Origin of the sequence: Arthrobacter sp. AG1021 (genome assembly GCF_003633665.1) — a bacterium.
In the GTDB taxonomy this organism is placed as follows: domain Bacteria; phylum Actinomycetota; class Actinomycetes; order Actinomycetales; family Micrococcaceae; genus Glutamicibacter; species Glutamicibacter soli.
Window position 1 is genome coordinate 281,101 of record NZ_RBLB01000009.1, and the last position, 16,493, is coordinate 297,593.

The 16,493-nt window shown below is 60.4% G+C and carries 13 protein-coding genes and 1 riboswitch; of the genes, 8 read left to right on the forward strand and 5 right to left on the reverse strand.

Annotated features, from left to right (window positions below; translation table 11 throughout):
* Positions 1–75: 75 nt before the first annotated feature.
* Positions 76–1,467 carry a DUF4232 domain-containing protein gene (locus tag DFO58_RS12500; RefSeq protein ID WP_120991176.1) on the forward strand — a complete coding sequence of 464 codons (1,392 nt, stop codon included), beginning with the start codon at positions 76–78 and terminating at the stop codon, positions 1,465–1,467.
* Here DFO58_RS12500 and DFO58_RS12505 read toward each other — a convergent pair.
* Both DFO58_RS12505 and DFO58_RS12510 read right to left on the reverse strand, forming a co-directional pair.
* Positions 1,464–2,738 carry a carbamoyl-phosphate synthase gene (locus tag DFO58_RS12505; protein WP_120991178.1) on the reverse strand — a complete coding sequence of 425 codons (1,275 nt, stop codon included), beginning with the start codon at positions 2,736–2,738 and terminating at the stop codon, positions 1,464–1,466. The genes DFO58_RS12500 and DFO58_RS12505 overlap by 4 nt on opposite strands.
* Before the next feature lie 14 nt (positions 2,739–2,752).
* The gene (locus DFO58_RS12510) at positions 2,753–3,895 is read right to left on the reverse strand and encodes a peptidoglycan bridge formation glycyltransferase FemA/FemB family protein (protein ID WP_120991181.1); all 1,143 of its coding nucleotides are present in this window, start codon (positions 3,893–3,895) and stop codon (positions 2,753–2,755) included.
* A 96-nt stretch (positions 3,896–3,991) separates the two neighbouring features.
* Here DFO58_RS12510 and DFO58_RS12515 point away from each other — a divergent pair, with 96 nt between their 5' ends.
* The 3 genes from DFO58_RS12515 (at position 3,992) to DFO58_RS12525 (ending at position 7,021) form a co-directional block, all read left to right on the forward strand.
* The gene (locus tag DFO58_RS12515) at positions 3,992–4,321 is read left to right on the forward strand and encodes a metal-sensitive transcriptional regulator (RefSeq protein WP_120991183.1); all 330 of its coding nucleotides are present in this window, start codon (positions 3,992–3,994) and stop codon (positions 4,319–4,321) included.
* 61 nt (positions 4,322–4,382) lie between these two features.
* A complete protein-coding gene (locus DFO58_RS12520; protein WP_120991185.1) occupies positions 4,383–4,703 on the forward strand; it encodes a heavy-metal-associated domain-containing protein in 321 nt (106 codons plus the stop codon).
* Between the two features lie 38 nt (positions 4,704–4,741).
* Entirely contained in the window at positions 4,742–7,021 is a 2,280-nt protein-coding gene (locus DFO58_RS12525) for a heavy metal translocating P-type ATPase (protein WP_120991187.1), read from the forward strand.
* An 88-nt stretch (positions 7,022–7,109) separates the two neighbouring features.
* Here DFO58_RS12525 and DFO58_RS12530 read toward each other — a convergent pair whose 3' ends face one another.
* Positions 7,110–8,264 carry a helix-turn-helix domain-containing protein gene (locus tag DFO58_RS12530; RefSeq protein WP_120991188.1) on the reverse strand — a complete coding sequence of 385 codons (1,155 nt, stop codon included), beginning with the start codon at positions 8,262–8,264 and terminating at the stop codon, positions 7,110–7,112.
* A 181-nt stretch (positions 8,265–8,445) separates the two neighbouring features.
* Between DFO58_RS12530 and DFO58_RS12535 the strand changes: the two genes are divergently transcribed.
* From DFO58_RS12535 to DFO58_RS12550, 4 genes are read left to right on the forward strand one after another with little or no spacing between them, the layout of a single operon-like run.
* Entirely contained in the window at positions 8,446–9,777 is a 1,332-nt protein-coding gene (locus DFO58_RS12535) for an MFS transporter (RefSeq protein ID WP_113607083.1), read from the forward strand.
* Positions 9,778–9,823: 46 nt separating this feature from the next.
* Entirely contained in the window at positions 9,824–11,464 is a 1,641-nt protein-coding gene (locus tag DFO58_RS12540; protein WP_120991190.1) for a thiamine pyrophosphate-dependent enzyme, read from the forward strand.
* Complete coding sequence (locus DFO58_RS12545) at positions 11,461–13,122, forward strand: amidohydrolase (RefSeq protein ID WP_120991192.1); 1,662 nt, start codon at positions 11,461–11,463, stop codon at positions 13,120–13,122. The genes DFO58_RS12540 and DFO58_RS12545 overlap by 4 nt, the downstream gene beginning before the upstream one ends.
* A 43-nt stretch (positions 13,123–13,165) precedes the next feature.
* Positions 13,166–14,446: a M20 family metallo-hydrolase gene (locus DFO58_RS12550; RefSeq protein WP_113607086.1), complete on the forward strand. Its 1,281-nt coding sequence runs from the start codon at positions 13,166–13,168 to the stop codon at positions 14,444–14,446.
* Positions 14,447–14,524: 78 nt separating this feature from the next.
* On the opposite strand, the gene DFO58_RS12555 is transcribed toward DFO58_RS12550, so the two are convergent.
* Together DFO58_RS12555 and DFO58_RS12560 are read right to left on the reverse strand one after the other, a co-directional pair.
* A complete protein-coding gene (locus DFO58_RS12555) occupies positions 14,525–15,568 on the reverse strand; it encodes an FUSC family protein (RefSeq protein WP_120991194.1) in 1,044 nt (347 codons plus the stop codon).
* Positions 15,565–16,017, reverse strand: coding sequence for a MarR family transcriptional regulator (locus DFO58_RS12560; protein ID WP_047120230.1), 453 nt, complete (start codon positions 16,015–16,017; stop codon positions 15,565–15,567). Before DFO58_RS12560 ends, DFO58_RS12555 begins: the two co-directional genes overlap by 4 nt.
* A 266-nt stretch (positions 16,018–16,283) precedes the next feature.
* A riboswitch (glycine riboswitch) is annotated at positions 16,284–16,382 on the forward strand.
* The last annotated feature ends 111 nt before the right edge of the window (positions 16,383–16,493 follow it).

The following is a 16,493-nucleotide window of genomic DNA, read 5'->3' on the forward strand; positions in this document are numbered from 1 at the left end:
TCATCCACCCCCGACTTTACTCGCTTGCGGCATGGTGGCCGCGGGCCGTGAACGGCGTTTGGTAGCTTGAGCCTTATGAAACGCAGATTGCTGATCGCCGTGCTGGCAGCTCTTGCCGTCACGGCGGCGGCAGTGGCGCTGTGGGACCCGTGGGATCGCTGCGACGCACCCGAACCGGTGTGCACCGCGCTGGGCGAGATCGGTGAGCTGGACAATGTCCTGGACACCGAGGTGGATTACGATGCGGGGTCGCCCGCCGCCAACGGCTCGGGGCCGGTGCTGGTCCTGTGGACGTTCCACCTGCCTGAAACGCTCAGCCCACAGCAGGCGGCAGAACTTGCGGCCAGCGCTGCCGAACAGGCCCAGGCAGTCGTGGTTGGCAATGTCGAACTCCAGCATGCAGTCAGCATCGTAGCCGGTATCCCGCAGGAATCCCAGGTTCCCGGCATGGAAACCTACCCGCTGCAGTTGATGCTGGGAGACCGTCCGAGGCAAGAGACGGCGCAGGCTTTCAGCTTCTGGCAGCAAGGAGCAACGCAAGTGGGCAACGGATCGGTGTCCGCCCCGAACACCGAAGCACTGCTTGAATTGGCGCAGCTCGCGCGGAGGCTGGACTACGAACCCACGCTTGAACTCCCCGACGGCTCGATTCGCTACACCCCCAACGGGGAATTCAAGCTGGAGCAGGTGCAACTGGCAGTCGAAGCCGCGCAGCAGCCGAACGTTGCGAACGCCATTTTCGGTTCGGGCTCGTTGTCCGTGTATTCGAGTGCTGCGGACGACTCCGAGCAGACGGCCGACATCAAGCGGTGGCTCGATGCGCATGAACCCCTGTTGGAGCCGACAGCCTATACCCTGTCCAGCCCGGACGTCGGAACGATCTTCGACGGGTGGATCGGCCGGGAGCTGCCCGATCATCTCATGGCCAAGCCGCCGGTACTGCCCGAGGGCGTCACGGCCTGGCCTGGCGATGCGAACGCCCCGACCTGCACCCAGGACGACCTCAAGCTCTCGTTGAGCAGCCCGGATGCGGCGCTCGGTTCACGATTCCTGTCTCTCTACGCGCACAATGTTTCCGCAAGCGCCTGTTCCCTGCAGGGCTATGCGCAGATCACGTTCCTGAATGCCGACGGCGACGTGCAGGATGATGCGGTCACCCGCCCGGAAACCCATGTGAGCGCGGAGCGGATCGTGGTTCCTTCCGGGGAATACGCCATCTCCACCCTGAATTGGAAAGCCATGTCCACCAGCCAGGATCCCGATGAGACCACCGACCTGAGCGTGGCCGCACTGCCAAACCTAGAACCAGTGGTCTTGACCCCGATGCATCAGGAACGTCCGACGTCCTTGGATATCCTCGACGGGGCACGGGTCGATCTGGGCCCCTGGGTGCAGGCCGCCGAGGGCTGGTCGAAGCCCGGGGAGTCCAGCGGATCGGGCGAACGCCCCGGCAGCCGGGCACCCTAGATGCTGCGCGGAGGGAACTTCTTGTACTTCACGTAGTGGTTGACCGCATTTAGCACCAGGTAGACCCGGCGGCGCGGGTGCTTTTCCGGGGCGAACTTCAGCGGGTTGGAGACCTCGCCGGATTTCAGCAGCACGGCCGCCTTGCGTCCGGTACCGCTGTCCAGGAAGCGGCGCAGCAGGTGGTGCGGCAGCACGGTGAACAGGTGCTCGCGGCTCAGTTGCAGCACTCCCGCCTCGGTTTCCACCACGGCGGTGGTTTCCACGCTGGCCGAGTCGAACTCGGCGCCCAGGAATTCGGTGACGTAGAAGCGGGCGGGGTTCACCCCGGCGGCGGTGAGGTAGAAGTGGTTGCGGCCCAGGCGCGGATTGATCTCGAAGAACTTGATCTGCCCGTCGCGGTGGTCGTACTTGGCGTCGACCATGGCAATGCCGCGCCAGCCCAGTTCCTCCAGCATGCGCGCCCCGTCGGCGGCCATCTGGTCGTTGCGACCGGTGACGATGGCGGCGGAGTTGCCCAACACCAACGGCGCGTGCTCCTCGATGACGACCTCGCCGTAGCCGGCGAAAATGACCTTGCCCTCCTTCGTGGCGAAGTAGGTGCACAGGCGCATCGCGTCGTCGCCGCCGGGTACATATTCCTGCAGGATGTAGCCCGAGGTGTAGCCGCTGGCATCGATCTTGGACACCAGCTCGGCCAGCTGCGCGAAGTCCTGGATCGTGTGGATCTTCTGCTTGCCCTCGAACTTCGCGGCGATCCAGTCTCCCGAGCTGGACGGCTTGCCGATCAGCGGGAAGGTGAGGTTGCCGGCGAGGGCTTCGAGGTCGGCTTCCGGGCGGTACACGGCGGTGCGCGGGTGGGCGATGCCCAGCCGGTCGGCGAGCGCGTAGAAGTTCTCCTTCAGCGCCGCGGCCTCGACGACGTCGAGTTCCGGGTACGGGATCACGTAGTGCTCCTCGAGCGCCGCACGGTGCTTGGCGATGAGCATGATGTGGAAATCCAGCGAGCCGAAGAGCATCAGCGGCCGGTCCCCGAAGGCCTTCAGCTCCGCGGCGAGTTCCAGCAGCGCCTCCACGACGCGTCCTTCGTCGGCCATGGAGCCGATGGGGCGCAGGTCGATGGCCACCGAGTGCTCGATGACGCCGTTGCCGGCGGCCGGCAGCACCACGGAGCGGACCTGGTAGGCCTCGTAGAATTCGCGGGCGAGCGTGTAGGTGCCGATGTCTCCGCCCAGGATCACCGGGACGAAGCGCTGGGTTGGATCAATTGCCATGGGGGTTGCGGTTCCTACTTCTTGCGCCAGTTCATGTACTTTTCAAAGGCCCACGCCAACGGCTTGTTCAGCGCCAGGTCCCATTCGCCGTTGGTCTGCACGATATCGCAGCCGGTGTTGGTCTTGAACTTGGTCAGCCCCGAAAGGTGGTGGTCCTTGTCCAGGGTTGCGCTCACGCCGCCCTGGTCCAGGTAGCGGCAACCGGCCTCGATGGAGTCGCTGATCATATGGTGCATGATGGCCTTCGGCGCGAAGAGCTTGCGCTGCTCGGAGGACGAGGCACCGTAGAGGTACCAGGCCAGGTTGGAGGAGCGGATCATGATGGACGCTGCCAGGTCCACGCCCTCGTTGCTGGCGATGTACAGGGTGCAGGAGCCGGGAACTGCCTCGTTGAGCACGGTGTGCATCTTCTCGAAGTAGCTCAGCGGGCGGCCGGTGAAATCCTGGCGGTCGGCGGTGTGGTTGTACAGGGCATGGAATCGCGCCATGTCCTTGCACTCGCCCACCTCGACCTGCAGGGTGCTCTTCAGCGCCTTGCGGGTTTCGTTGCGGGTTGTGGAGGAATAGGAGGCCATGACCTTCTCGGTGTCCAGCTGGTTGCCCTCGGCATCCTGCAGGGCCACGCGGGCCACGTACTCGGGCTGGCCGGCGGCGAAGTCCAGGCCGACGTCTTCCTTGGTGAAGCCCAGGGCGCCCAGCGCGTCGTTCAGCGCGAGCGCACTGTCGGACTGCGACTGCACATCGAGGTCGGAGAGCTGGGCGAAGCCTTCCTTGCCCAGGTTCTTGCGCACGGCGGCGGCGCCCCAGGTGCGCACCTCGCGTCCCGGGCCCATCTTCAGCTGGAAGGAGCCGCGGTTCTTCAGGTAGGCGGCCAGCGGCTTCAGCACCGCGTCGGCCCCGTAGGCTTCGAAGTCGATGACCGGCCCGTCCGGTACATAGGCGAGGGTCTTCTTGATGACCGGCGCGCTGCGGTGAAGCACCAGCGCAGTGCCGACCAGCGAGTCGTTGTCGAACCAGCCCAGCGATTCGCCGCGCCAGCCGCCCTTGACGCGCGCCCATTCGGGACGCTGCAGGAAGCTGACGTCTTGGGCGGTAGCGAGGAAGGATGAGTGTTCGGTGCTGGAAATAGGACGCACGTGAAGTTCGTTGTGGCTCACGAATGAAATCCTATCGCGACCTAGCTGGGAATTACGTGACCAATCATACCCCTGGAGGGTATTTGAATTTATACCCCTGAGGGGTATTATCTAAATATGAACACGACACCAGCCTCTGCTGCAGACGCCCAGCACCACGGTTACCACGCGGACAAGGATGCCCTGGCCCGGCGCTTGAAGCGCATCGAGGGACAGGTGCGCGGCGTGGCGAAGATGATCGACGAGGACAAGTACTGCATCGACATCCTCACCCAGGTTTCCGCCATCAATGCCGCATTGCACAAGGTCAGTGTGCAATTGGTCGAGGACCACATCGGCCACTGCGTGGTGGACGCCGCCAAGACCTCCATCGAGACCGGCGATGAAAGCTACGTCAACGACAAGGTGACCGAGGCTTCCGCGGCCATCGCCCGCCTGGTGCGCTAGTTCAATGGATTTTTCCCATCCCCGGGGCGCTGTCCCCGGATACCCGAAAGAGAGCAAGATCATGAGCCACCACTGCAACTGCGGATGCTCCTCCAACAAGGCCGAGAACGGCAACGACCTGCTGCAGATCGTGCCCCGCCCGGACGCCGCGCCGGCCATCGCCCGCACCGAGATCCAGATTTCTGGCATGACCTGCGGCCACTGCGTGGCATCGGTGACCGAAGAGCTCAAGGAGATCGACGGCGTCAACGACGTCGAAGTCATCCTGAACGCCACGGGCGTCTCCACCGCCACCGTCAGCTCCTCTGCGGCCTTGAGCGAAGAGACCATCAAGAACGCCATCGACGAAGCCGGATACACCGTCGAGGCGATCAACGCGTAATTGCCCGATCTCGGGCAGGAAAGTACAGGGTTACCCCCATGACTTCCGAAACCGACACCCCCTCTCCCCTGGACCTGCGCACTGTCGACCTTGAGATCCAGGGCATGACCTGCGCGTCCTGCGTGAACCGCGTGGAACGCAAGCTCGGCAAGCTGCCCGGCGTGAGCGCCGTGGTCAACCTTCCGCTGGAAAGCGCCAAGGTCCAGGTCCCGGCCGAGGTCACCGACGAGACGCTGATCGAAACCGTCAAGGCCGCCGGCTACTCGGCGAATCTCAAGGCCCCGCTGCACCCGGAGCCCCGCTCCCCCGGGAACACCCCGGAGCATTCGGGGCACGACGAAGGCTCCGGCGGAGGGCACGAGCACTTGGTCCCCAACCACCTGCTGCGCCGCCTGGTCGTCTCCGCGATCTTCACGATCCCGCTGTTCGTCATCTCCATGATCCCCGCAGCGCAGTTCCCGCACTGGGGCTGGGTCGCGTTCGCGCTGGCCACCCCTGTCGTGCTCTACGGCGCTTGGCCGTTCCACAAGGCCGCCGCCGTCAACGCCCGGCATCTGGCCTCCACCATGGACACCCTGGTGTCCCTGGGCGTGCTGGCCGCCTACCTGTTCTCCGCTATCCAGCTGATCCTCGATCCGATGATGACCGCCCATGTGGGCATGAAGATGAGCGAGCATGCGCTGTACTTCGAGACCGCCGGCGTGGTCGCCACGCTGCTGCTGCTCGGACGCTACCTTGAGCACCGGGCCAAGTCCTCGGCCAGCGATGCGCTCAAATCCCTGCTGAATCTCGGCGCCAAGGAAGCCGTCGTGCTGCGCGACGGCGCCGAGGTGAAGATCCCGGCCGACCAGGTGCAGGTGGGAGACCAGTTCGTGGTCCGTCCCGGCGAGAAGATCGCCACAGACGGCGTGGTGGTCGACGGGGCCAGCGCCATCGACACCTCGCTGCTCACCGGTGAATCCGTGCCGCAGAAGGTGGCCGAAGGCGACGAGGTCACCGGAGCCACTCTGAACACCTCCGGCCGCCTGGTCATCCGCGCCACCCGCGTGGGCGCCGACACCACCTTGGCCCAGATGGGCCGTCTGGTCTCCGAGGCGCAGTCCGGCAAGGCCCCGATCGCCCGGCTGGCAGACCGCATTTCCGCGGTCTTCGTGCCGATCGTGCTGGGTATCGCGGTGCTCACCTTCCTGGTCTGGTGGCTGGCCACCGGCGACAGCTACGCGGCGTTCACCGCCTCGGTGGCAGTTCTGGTCATCGCCTGCCCGTGCGCCCTGGGCTTGGCCACCCCGATCGGGCTGCTGGTCGGCACCGGCCGCGGCGCCCAGCTGGGCATCCTGATCCGCGGACCGCAGGTCCTGGAGGACACTCGCAAGCTTGACACCATCGTGCTGGACAAGACCGGCACCGTCACCACCGGCGTGATGACCCACGTCGGCACCCGCGCAGTTCACGGCGTGCACCCGGATGAGGCACTGGCCCTGGCCGGCGCCGTGGAATACCATTCCGAGCATCCGATCGCCCAGGCCATCGCCGCGGCGGCCGCGCAGCTCGGCCCGCTGGCCCAGGTGTCGGACTTCGATTCCGATCCCGGCGGCGGCGTGAAGGGCGTGATCGACGGCCGCACCGTGGTCGTGGGACGCTACAGCTGGCTGCAGTCCCAGGGCACCGAACTGGACCAGGCAGCGCTGGACATGCTGGCGGAGGCCGAGCAGGCCGGAGCCACCGCCATCCTGGTCTCGGTGGACCACCAGTTCCAAGCAGTGATCTCCGTGGCCGACAAGGTCAAGGAGACTAGCGCCAAGGCGATCTCCGAGCTGCAGCAGCGCGGGCTGCGCGTGGTGCTGCTGACCGGGGACAACAAGTCCGTGGCGGCCAAGGTGGCCGCGCAGGTGGGCATCAAGCCCGAGGACGTCTTCGCCGGGGTCTTCCCGGCGGACAAGGCCAAGGCGATCTCCGGCCTGCAGGCCGAAGGCAAGGTCGTGGCCATGGTGGGCGACGGCGTCAACGACGCCCCGGCTCTGGCACAGGCGGACCTGGGCATCGCCATGGGCTCGGGCACGGATGTGGCCATCGAGGCTGCGGACATCACGCTGATGGGCAACGACCTGCATCAGGTCGCCCAGGCCATCGCGCTGTCGGAGAAGACGCTGTCCACGATCAAGATGAACCTGTTCTGGGCCTTCGCCTACAACACCGCGGGCATCCCGATCGCGGCGCTGGGCCTGCTGAACCCGATGATCGCCGGCGCGGCCATGGCCGCCAGCTCGGTGCTGGTGGTGCTGAACTCGCTGCGGCTGCGCAACTTCGGCAAGAAGTAGCCCAAAGCACCAAGCCGCCGGGTGGGAATCCATGAACTGAATTCCCACCCGGCGGCCAATTTTCATTCCACAAACTAGGCGATCTCGATTACGACCAACCGACAACCAATCTAGCGGCCTGTACCGGGATCGTTGGATCTACACCAGTCAACTGCGCGAACCGCTTTAATCTGTTCATCAAGGTATTTCGGTGACAATAAAGTTCATCGGCAGATCGCGCTATGCTACCGGTCCGCATGTAGGACTGCACAGCCTCTCGTAACCGACGCTGTTCCGCAGCCGCACAGGTACTCAAGGCCCGATCAACTTCTTCAATGCCAGGAGCACCCACCTTGCTCATTTCTCGCCTAGCCATGCGAGCCCACCCTCGTGCCCATGTCATGGCACCTTGTTCCCCGTCAACCAGAAGCTCCGCCAGAATAGTTGCGACATCAGCACTATGTGGCACATGCTCCAATGTGCATCCTTCGGCGAGCAAGCCGCAGTTGAGATTTCCGAGCCGAACGGTGAGCTTGTGAAAATTAGAACCAGGCGAAGCGTCCAGTGGATAAAAAACGACTAAGGCATCAGCAGTCGCAAACGTAACCACTCCGGTAGCTTCGTGAAAATTGGCCAAGATGAGCCTCAGGGAAGGTATATGTTCCCAAAGTGCTACTGCCACCACGAATTCAGTGTCTGGACGGTGCCCAAGAACAACGGAAATTCCCTCTAGAGCAGCCGGGGTCAAATTGCGCCCGCTGAATAAGGTCGCGAGGTGGCTTTGGCGCAAACCTGCGGTTTCGGCTTGAACGCGCGCCAGCTCTTCGACGTAGATACTTTCCGTCGCGCCGGCATACCCATCCACGACTTCCCAGACTCGAGCCGTGCGTTGCACGATAAGTTGAGCGTCCCCAGGCTCAGCAATTTCGGCAATCGTCTGCCAGATTATCGAGAAGTCCAAACGTATCGCAGTCATCAAGGCTTCGACGGGAACTTGCGCTCTCGCTCTAGAAACCCCAACTTCCAAAGCAATTGCGTCTCGCTCGCGAAGATAGCCCGGGTCATCATCATCTGTTCTCATAGCAAGAATCAACGCTTCGAATGATGCCTGGCCAGTGCGCCTAATTTCACTGTTTGGAAGTGGCGACTCAGCATAAATGGGAATCGATTCCAGACGTTTCAAGAACTTGTCAGTGAGTTCCAACGTATCTAGTTGATCCAGCAACTCATTCCAACGGCGTGAATCAACATCCTGAGAATTCATTAGGTTCCTATCCAGTTTTTTCAGCCAACTCGTACATTTTATGTGCTTTTGCACTGTTTGTGATCTGGAACGCGTTGCAAATCGTTGGTCACCAAACTCCGCTTTATTGAAAAGATGGACTACATCATGACAACCGAATGAGCCTTACGCATAACCGGCTCATCCCTTTCCGATCAGGATGATGTTTCCCATGACACACACCGCAACCCAAGAAGCCGGTGCTACCCATCAGCTTTCCGATAAGGAAGCAAACAAGGTAGCAATCGGCGCACTCATCGGCACCGCCATGGAATGGTACGATTTCTTCCTTTTCAGTGCTGCCGCTGCGCTTGTATTCAATGTCCAGTATTTTGATAGCCAGAATGCGACAGCTGCCGCCATGGCTGCCTTCGCGACATTTGGCGTGGGCTTAGTCGCCCGCCCTGTCGGTGGCATGATCTTCGGAGTCATGGGCGACAAGATCGGCCGACGCAAGACATTGATGATCACCATCGTCGGCATCGGTCTGATCACAGGACTCATCGGAATGTTGCCAACTTACGCAGCCATCGGTATCGCGGCACCAATTCTTCTGGTACTTCTCCGTGTAGCTCAGGGGCTCTTCGTGGGTGGTGAATGGTCCGGTGCGATGACGATTGTCGTAGAAAATGCGCCACTGCATCGACGGGCTCGCTACGCTGCGCTGCCACAGATCGGCTCCCCTATCGGCACTATCCTTTCATCAGGTGGATTCTTCTTGATGACCGTGTTCGTTTCGCAGGAAAGCTTCGATGCCTGGGGCTGGCGCGTACCGTTCCTTGCAGCAATTCCAATGCTTCTGATCGCTCTTTACATTCGAAGCCGCTTGGATGAATCACCGGTTTTCAAGGAGCTGGTAGAAAACGGAGAAACCGAGAAAACTCCGATCCGCACTACGCTGATCCAGTCGTGGAAGCACATCATCATCGGCATGGCGGCAGGTCTACTCGGTGTAGGTGGCTTCTACCTGGTGACCGCATTCATGGTTTGGTACGGAGTAAACGTACTTAATTACGAGCCCTCACTGATGCTACTTGGTGGGATCGTTGCAGCGGTCCTGGAGATTCCAACATTGATTCTCGGTGGCCGTCTTGGCGAGCGCTTCGGAGCGTCAAAGGTGATTACCTACGGTGGCCTGCTATCTGCAGCAGTCGCATGGCCAGCATTCCTGCTCGTTGAATCCGGAGACCCTGTAGTCGTAATTCTCGGTATGTCTCTGGCTGTGTGCACCCTGTCTTTGCCTTACGCGGCCTCCGGCACTGTGCTTACCGGATTATTCCCTGCGGCAACTCGCTACACCGGAGTCGGATTTGCTCAGAACGCTGCCGGAATGATTTCCGGTTTTATCCCGCTGGTTGCCACCGCATTGGTCGCTTCCGCAGCGAATCACTGGTGGCCCGCAGCAGCCATGTTGGTCTTCTTGTCATTGTTCACCGCAGTAGCTGGCATTCTGGCCCCTAGGATGAGCGTCAGCCTCCCCGGCTTCAAGCACTAGTTTCATCGCTGATCTGATTTTTTCACCACAAAGGACCAACCGAACCATGACTATGTCTGCCGGACATCTGATCGTAAAAACTCTCGAAGCACATGGAGTGGAACGCGTATTCGCAGTTCCCGGCGAAAGCTACCTAGACGTATTGGACGGATTGCATGACTCGCCTATCAATACGGTAGTCACCCGTCACGAAGGCGGAGCCGGATTCATGGCTTTGGCCGAAGGAAGGCTAAGTAGTAAACCAGGAATCGCCATGGTAACCCGTGGCCCCGGAGCCGCGAATGCGATGATCGCAGTTCACACGGCTTGGCAAGATGCCACGGCTCTTGTCTTGTTCGTAGGCTTGATTCCGTTGTCTGACCGAGGTCGTGGTGCATTCCAAGAATTCAGCCTGGAAGGTTGGTTTTCCACTACTTCCAAAGCCGTCTACCAGTTGGACGATGAGAATCAGGCTGGCCAAGTCGTAGCCAGAGCCCTGCGGCTGGCATCGTCTGGACGGCCAGGACCGGTAGTCGTGGGTCTTCCAGAAGATGTACTGGTTCGACTCACATCGTCTCCGGTGCCAACACCACAACCCCTGCCGACCGCGGCACCTGATTCCGAGTCGCTTTCCATCATCACGAGCTTGATTGCAGACGCAGACCGGCCTGCCATCGTCGTCGGTGGTGACGGTTGGGATACGAACTCCTCTGCGATACTAGGTGAGTTCGCTGTGGCCGCCAGGATCCCGTTGTTTGCTGATTGGCGAGCCTACGATGCAGTCGATCACGACTGCGAAGCTTACGCCGGCTGGCTCGGGTACGGCAGGTCTGACCATGCAGCTGTGGCACTTGGCGAAGCCGACCTGTTAGTTTTCTTGGGATGCAGCCGAACCGATGTTCTATCTGAGGGCTACACCGCCGCGATGAATACCCCGACAGTTGTCGTGACTCCGGATGCTTCATTGGAAGGGCATGCAGGTCGTCTAGACATACATGTAGGAGTTTCGCCTATATCTTTCATCTCGGCCCTGCCCTCTTCCGATTCCGTCCGCGGAAAACGCGAAGCTACGTGGATGCAAAGGCTTCGTGCGGAACAGGTGGCCTTCACCAGGCCTGGCCGCGATGGTGGAGTTGGTGTTGATTTGGCGGCAGCATTCGAGACCCTTGAAGAGGTTTTAGACAGCAACCGGATCATTTCTTATGGTGCAGGAAACGCGACTCTTTGGGGCCATCGGTATCTCAGCCACCACGGTCCAGGAACTTTGGTTGGACCCCGCAACGGGGCAATGGGCTTGGCAGTACCGGCGGCGGTAGCCGCTAGCATCAGCAATCCAGGACGCCAGGTGGTGGCGATCTGCGGGGATGGAGATTTCTTCATGAATGCTCAGGAGCTTGCTGTCGCTTTTGCCCAAGGCGCTTCGCCAATAGTCATCGTTGTCGACAATGGGATCTACGGAACGATTGTGCAACATCAAAAACTTCACTACCCAGGCCGGCCGTCTGGAACAGACATGGTGAACCCGAACTTCGCACGGTGGATCGAGGCATTTTCCGGACATGGTGAGTACGTGGATCAAACAAAGGATTTCGCTCCAGCTTTGCGCCGCGCGTTGGCCCATGGTGGTCCTGCATTGTTGCACTTGAAAACTGATCCCGAAACTATGGGGCCAGGAACCGTTGCGCACAGCCAGGAGGTCTCGGCATGATGCTCGATCTTCTGGTGCGAGCCAAGACCATCCTAACCATGGATGAGGACCGTCCTACAGCACAATGCATGGGTATCTTCGCTGGACGCATTCTAGGATTCGACGAGCAGATTCAGGGCCTCTCAGCCACGCAAACCATTGATTTTGGTTCCGCCGTCATTACTCCAGGATTCATTGATGCCCATTGCCACACCGCATGGTGGGGCTTGGGGTTATCCGCCGTGGACCTGTCCGGAGCTCGTGGTTTGGAGGAGCTTTATGCCCTATTAGAAGCGCAGATGCACGAGTTAAAGGATCAGCCAGGTGTCTGGCTCAACGGCACTGGTTTCAATCAGAAAGACCATGACGGTCAGTTTCCCGACCTCCGCCGCTTAGACGAGATCACGGGCGACCGACCAATGTACTTGCGACATGTTTCCGGACATGCGTCTATAACCAATAGTGCCACTTTGAAACTCGCAGGTGCTTTTGAATCCGATTTCCAAAATCCTATCGGTGGTGCCATCGTCCGGGATGCCTCTGGACAGTTCACCGGTGTGGTGGAGGAATCAGCACAATCGTTGGTGCAGCGCTTGGTCCTGCCCTATTCGATCGAACAGCTGACGGCGGCTATTGATGAAGCAACCTCCCGATATGCGGCCTGCGGAATTACTTCATTTACCGAAGCGGGTGTTGGAGGAGGTTGGATTGGTCATTCTCCTATTGAGGTCACCGCGTATCAACAAGCACTAGCAGAAAAGCGTCTTCATGCCCGCGCACAGCTGATGCCCGCGCTGGATGCTCTGCGTGAGCAGGATTCTCATGTCTCGGACGCACATGGCACAGGGCGTGGACGAGGGCTGGACCTAGGCGTCTTAGCCGGATTCGGAAATGAATTCGTCTCCTTCGGTCCAGTGAAAGTATTCATGGATGGTTCTCTGCTTGGTGCTACGGCTGCGGTGACAGAGGACTACTGCGGGCATTCGCATAACACTGGATACCTGTTGAACACTCCCGAGGAATACCGAGAAAGCGTTTCCGCGGCGTACCGGGCCGGCTGGCCTGTAGCGCTTCATGCAATTGGCGATGCGGCCATCGATCTGGGCATAGAAATCATTGCGGAGCTACAGGAACGCTATGGCCTTAACGCATTGCCGAATCGCATCGAACATTTCGGCATTGCTAGGCCCGATCAAGTCTCTGCTGTAGCTAGCCACGGAATCGTAGTGACACCGCAGGCATCATTCATCGGGCCGCTGGGCGACCAGTTCGCAGCATTAGTCGGACCGGATCGCGAGAATTGGCTATATCGCGGCCAGTCGTTGTTGGACGCTGGTGTACTGGTTGCCGGCAGTTCAGACCTTCCTGTTGCAGATAACAACGTGCTTCGAGCAATTGATTCCGCAGTGACGCGGCGAACCGACAAGGGACTGGTCCTCGGAGGATCCGACGAATGTCTCTCGCCTCTGGAGGCCTTGCGCCTGTATACCGTCAATGCTGCAAAAGGTACTGGACAGTTCGAGGATCGAGGATCGCTTTCCCGAGGCAAGCTGGCCGACTTTGTCGTGCTCTCGGAATCGCCGCTGGAGGCTGACGAAATCGCAGCCATTGAGGTACTCGGGACTTACGTCGGAGGCCGATCAAGCTTCACCAAGTCAGAAATTCCCGCCCATGTGTAGACCCACAGGGTGCAGGTCAATAGATTAAAATTCAGGAGAGAAGATGAAAATCCATCACGAATCGTTCTTGGCAGACTTCGCTTCAATGAGCCGCAACGGTGCCACACCTGGTGGTGGCGTTGACCGACAGGCAGCTACGACGGCAGACGGACAAAATCGAAACTGGTTCCGTGGGCTAGTGGAGGGCCACGGGTTCTCCGTCCACTATGACAACGTGGGCAACCAGTTTTCCCTACTGGAACTATCTCCAGGAGCTCCATGGATCGCTGTGGGATCGCACCTTGATTCACAGCCATTGGCAGGGCGTTTCGACGGCGCGTATGGCGTTTTGGCAGGGGCCCACGCTGCATTACGCGTGCGTGAAACCATACAAGACAACGAATCAGCGAAATTCAATATTGTTGTCGTCAACTGGTTTAACGAAGAAGGCTGCCGTTTCAAGCCATCCATGATGGGTAGCGCAGTTTTTACGGGTAAGCTTCCAGCCCCGCAGGTTCTGGCAACAACTGATCCTCACGGTGTGAGTGTTCGCGAAGCTCTCGAATCAATTGGAACCATAGGTGATTTTGAGATCGAGGTGGCTGCATACGTAGAGATCCACATTGAGCAAGGACGCTCTATGGAAGACCAGGGGCTAGACATAGGGCTGGTCGAATCGACCTGGGGTGCAAACAAGTACGAATTCATAGTTCACGGGGAGCAAGCGCATACCGGAGCTACCATCATTGCAGACCGACAAGATGCCTTGCTTGGTGCCAGCGCGCTCGTCGTCGCTGCGCGAGAGGTCGCTTTGGAACATTCCACCGATGAACACATGGTAATCACCTCCTGCGGCGAATTCTCCGTGTACCCCAACTCGCCCGTGGTTGTAGCTAGTCGTGTAAATCTTCTGGTGGATCTTCGATCTACCGATGCTGACGTACTAGCCGCAGCGGATGCGGATCTGCGCTCCCGTGTGAAGCGAATCGAAAAGCTGGCAAATGTCAGCATCGAACGGGGTGCTGAGCATGTCTGGGCTGCAAAAGCCTACGATCAGGCGGGACTCAAGCTGGCTGCCGACGCAGCGCAATCCCTGGGCCTCCGGCATGGGGTAGTCCGGACACTGGCCGGACACGATTCAACGAATATGAAAGACATTGTCCCAACCATCATGTTGTTCGTCCCCAGCGTGGAGGGTATCAGCCACAATGAACGCGAGCTGACACACGACAAGGACATGCTAGCTGGACTAGATCTTCTCGCCGAAGTACTTCATCGCGTTGTACAAGGCCAATTCGTTCCAGCGGATGCGCTCCTTGTCTCTGCAACCGGGCAGTCTCAGTAGATCATGCTCGGCGACGAATATTGGCGCCCTTAAACTCGTTTTTGGGGCGCCAATTGGAATGGCTTCTCCCACGCGGTCTTAGTTCTGCTTTTGCTCGACGTGCTTCTGCTGACCCACGACGATGCCGATCGTCACGCTCAGCGCCGCACCGGTGGCCGCCCCGAGCACCGTCATGGTGACCCGGTCAACCAGCAGCACCATGGGATCCTCGGGGCTGGCGAGGTGTACCATGAGCAGCGCGACCATGGTCATGAAGACCATGCCCACCGCGTAATTGCGCAGGATGACGACCTCGATGCAGAACTGGCCGACCAGCGCCACCGCAAGCAGCACCCAGAGATTGGGTTCGAAGACGAACACCGCCCAGGTCAGCAGCACGCCGATACAGGTTCCGACGCAGCGTTGCAGGGCCCGGGCAACCCGGCTGTGGACGGTTGCCCCCATCACCCCGGAAATTGCGCCAAGGCTCGCCCAGTACCAGTGCTCTCCCCCAAGAAGATAGGCCACGACACCGGCCAGCAAGACGGCGATGCCCATGCGCACGGATTCATGGACCGATTTCTCGGTCGGCGCCCAGGTGAGTTCCGCCTTCAGCGCGGCCGCCAGTCGGCCGCGTCGGGCCGACAGCCCGAGCATGACCAGCAGGCTGAACAATGCGGTGCCCGCACCGACCAGCAGCACTCCGATGAAGCTTTCGCCGCTTGCCGGAACCGAGAGGCAGGCACCGCCGGCGAACACCGCGAAGATCGGTCCCGGCGGAAGCCAGCGCACCCCGCGCGACACCAGATTGGAGCCGAAGGCGATCACGGCCAAGACAAGTGCATCGACGATGAACGGCGTCTGGAGAAAGGAGAACAGCGTGCCCAGCAGCATGGATGCTACCTGCACCGCGCCGCAGCTGAGCTGCTGCCAGAAGCGGACCGCGTAGTTGTCGTAGCGGCCGAAGACTGCGCAGAAGGCGCCGAACCCTGCATACATCGCCCAATCCATCCGTCCCAGGCTGGCGAGGATGAGCAGCGGCACCGCCAGGCAGAACGTGGCCCGGGCCGCGGGCCGCAACGCCGGCATGCGCGGGGCGACGGCAACGCTGTGCTTCCAGATCTGTTGTGCGTGGGCAATCACGGGCGAGCTTCCTCCTCGCTGGCGACTACCAGCTGCAGCAGGCCGCGCAGCTGGTCGCGCTGGGCCGCATCCAGCACGCTGTAGATCTTCTCCTCGCCTTCGCGGGCCGCTTCGACGGCACGGTCCGCAAAACGACGCCCTTCAGCGGTCAGCTCGATGAGCCGGCGGCGGCGGTCCGCCGGGTCCACGGTGCGCTGCAGCGTACCGTGCGCTTCCAGCCGGTCGAGGTAGGCGACCATATGGCCGCGGTTGATATTGGCCCGGTCGGCCAGGTCGTTCTGGTACATCGCGCCGGACTCTTCCAGTGCGCTGATGATCGTGAAGTGGTGGCGCGTCAGCCCCTCGGCGTCCATGAGCGCACCGAGCGCCGTGGTACCCACGCGCCCAACCCGGGTCGCCAGATAACTCAAGGAGTTCCATTGGAATTGGGGCGGTTTCTGTTCATTCACCCACCGAGAATATCATTTCACAATGAAATGATTTCATAGCGGGACAGATTGCCGCCCCGAACGCGACCCAGGGGCGGGAACCTGGGGTCTCATATTAAGCGTTGCGCCGTTTCAAACTTTAAGCCACAAGACGAAATTGAAACGCACTTGTCAATAAGGATTTTCGAAAGGACCTTTTGAGGCTTTACGACGATTTTCCGGCAGATTCAATTTGCATCGCTTCACGTTTCCAAGGCATACTGTGATGGCAGTCACCAAACAGCCATTGATGCGTGGCGGGAGAGCCCCGTCCTGAACCAAGGGCGGGCGCCGTAGGAGCAATTCCTCCCCGGGAAACTCTCAGGCCCCCGTACCGCCACGAACAGGCACATCTGGAAAGTAGCGCGATGAAGGTCGCGCTCACCGAAGGAGCAGGCTTCGCCCAGTATTCGGCGCAAAGTGAAAACTCTCAGGTACGCAAACAGATTGGGGAGGAA

What these genes read in the sequence shown, in the direction of transcription:
- DFO58_RS12550 (WP_113607086.1), top strand. Translation starts at nt 13,166, where the DNA reads ATGAAAATCCATCACGAATCGTTCTTGGCAGACTTCGCTTCAATGAGC.
- DFO58_RS12515 (WP_120991183.1), top strand. Translation starts at nt 3,992, where the DNA reads ATGAACACGACACCAGCCTCTGCTGCAGACGCCCAGCACCACGGTTAC.
- DFO58_RS12520 (WP_120991185.1), top strand. Translation starts at nt 4,383, where the DNA reads ATGAGCCACCACTGCAACTGCGGATGCTCCTCCAACAAGGCCGAGAAC.
- DFO58_RS12525 (WP_120991187.1), top strand. Translation starts at nt 4,742, where the DNA reads ATGACTTCCGAAACCGACACCCCCTCTCCCCTGGACCTGCGCACTGTC.
- DFO58_RS12535 (WP_113607083.1), top strand. Translation starts at nt 8,446, where the DNA reads ATGTTTCCCATGACACACACCGCAACCCAAGAAGCCGGTGCTACCCAT.
- DFO58_RS12505 (WP_120991178.1), bottom strand. Translation starts at nt 2,738, where the DNA reads ATGGCAATTGATCCAACCCAGCGCTTCGTCCCGGTGATCCTGGGCGGA.
- DFO58_RS12500 (WP_120991176.1), top strand. Translation starts at nt 76, where the DNA reads ATGAAACGCAGATTGCTGATCGCCGTGCTGGCAGCTCTTGCCGTCACG.
- DFO58_RS12545 (WP_120991192.1), top strand. Translation starts at nt 11,461, where the DNA reads ATGATGCTCGATCTTCTGGTGCGAGCCAAGACCATCCTAACCATGGAT.
- DFO58_RS12540 (WP_120991190.1), top strand. Translation starts at nt 9,824, where the DNA reads ATGACTATGTCTGCCGGACATCTGATCGTAAAAACTCTCGAAGCACAT.
- DFO58_RS12530 (WP_120991188.1), bottom strand. Translation starts at nt 8,264, where the DNA reads ATGAATTCTCAGGATGTTGATTCACGCCGTTGGAATGAGTTGCTGGAT.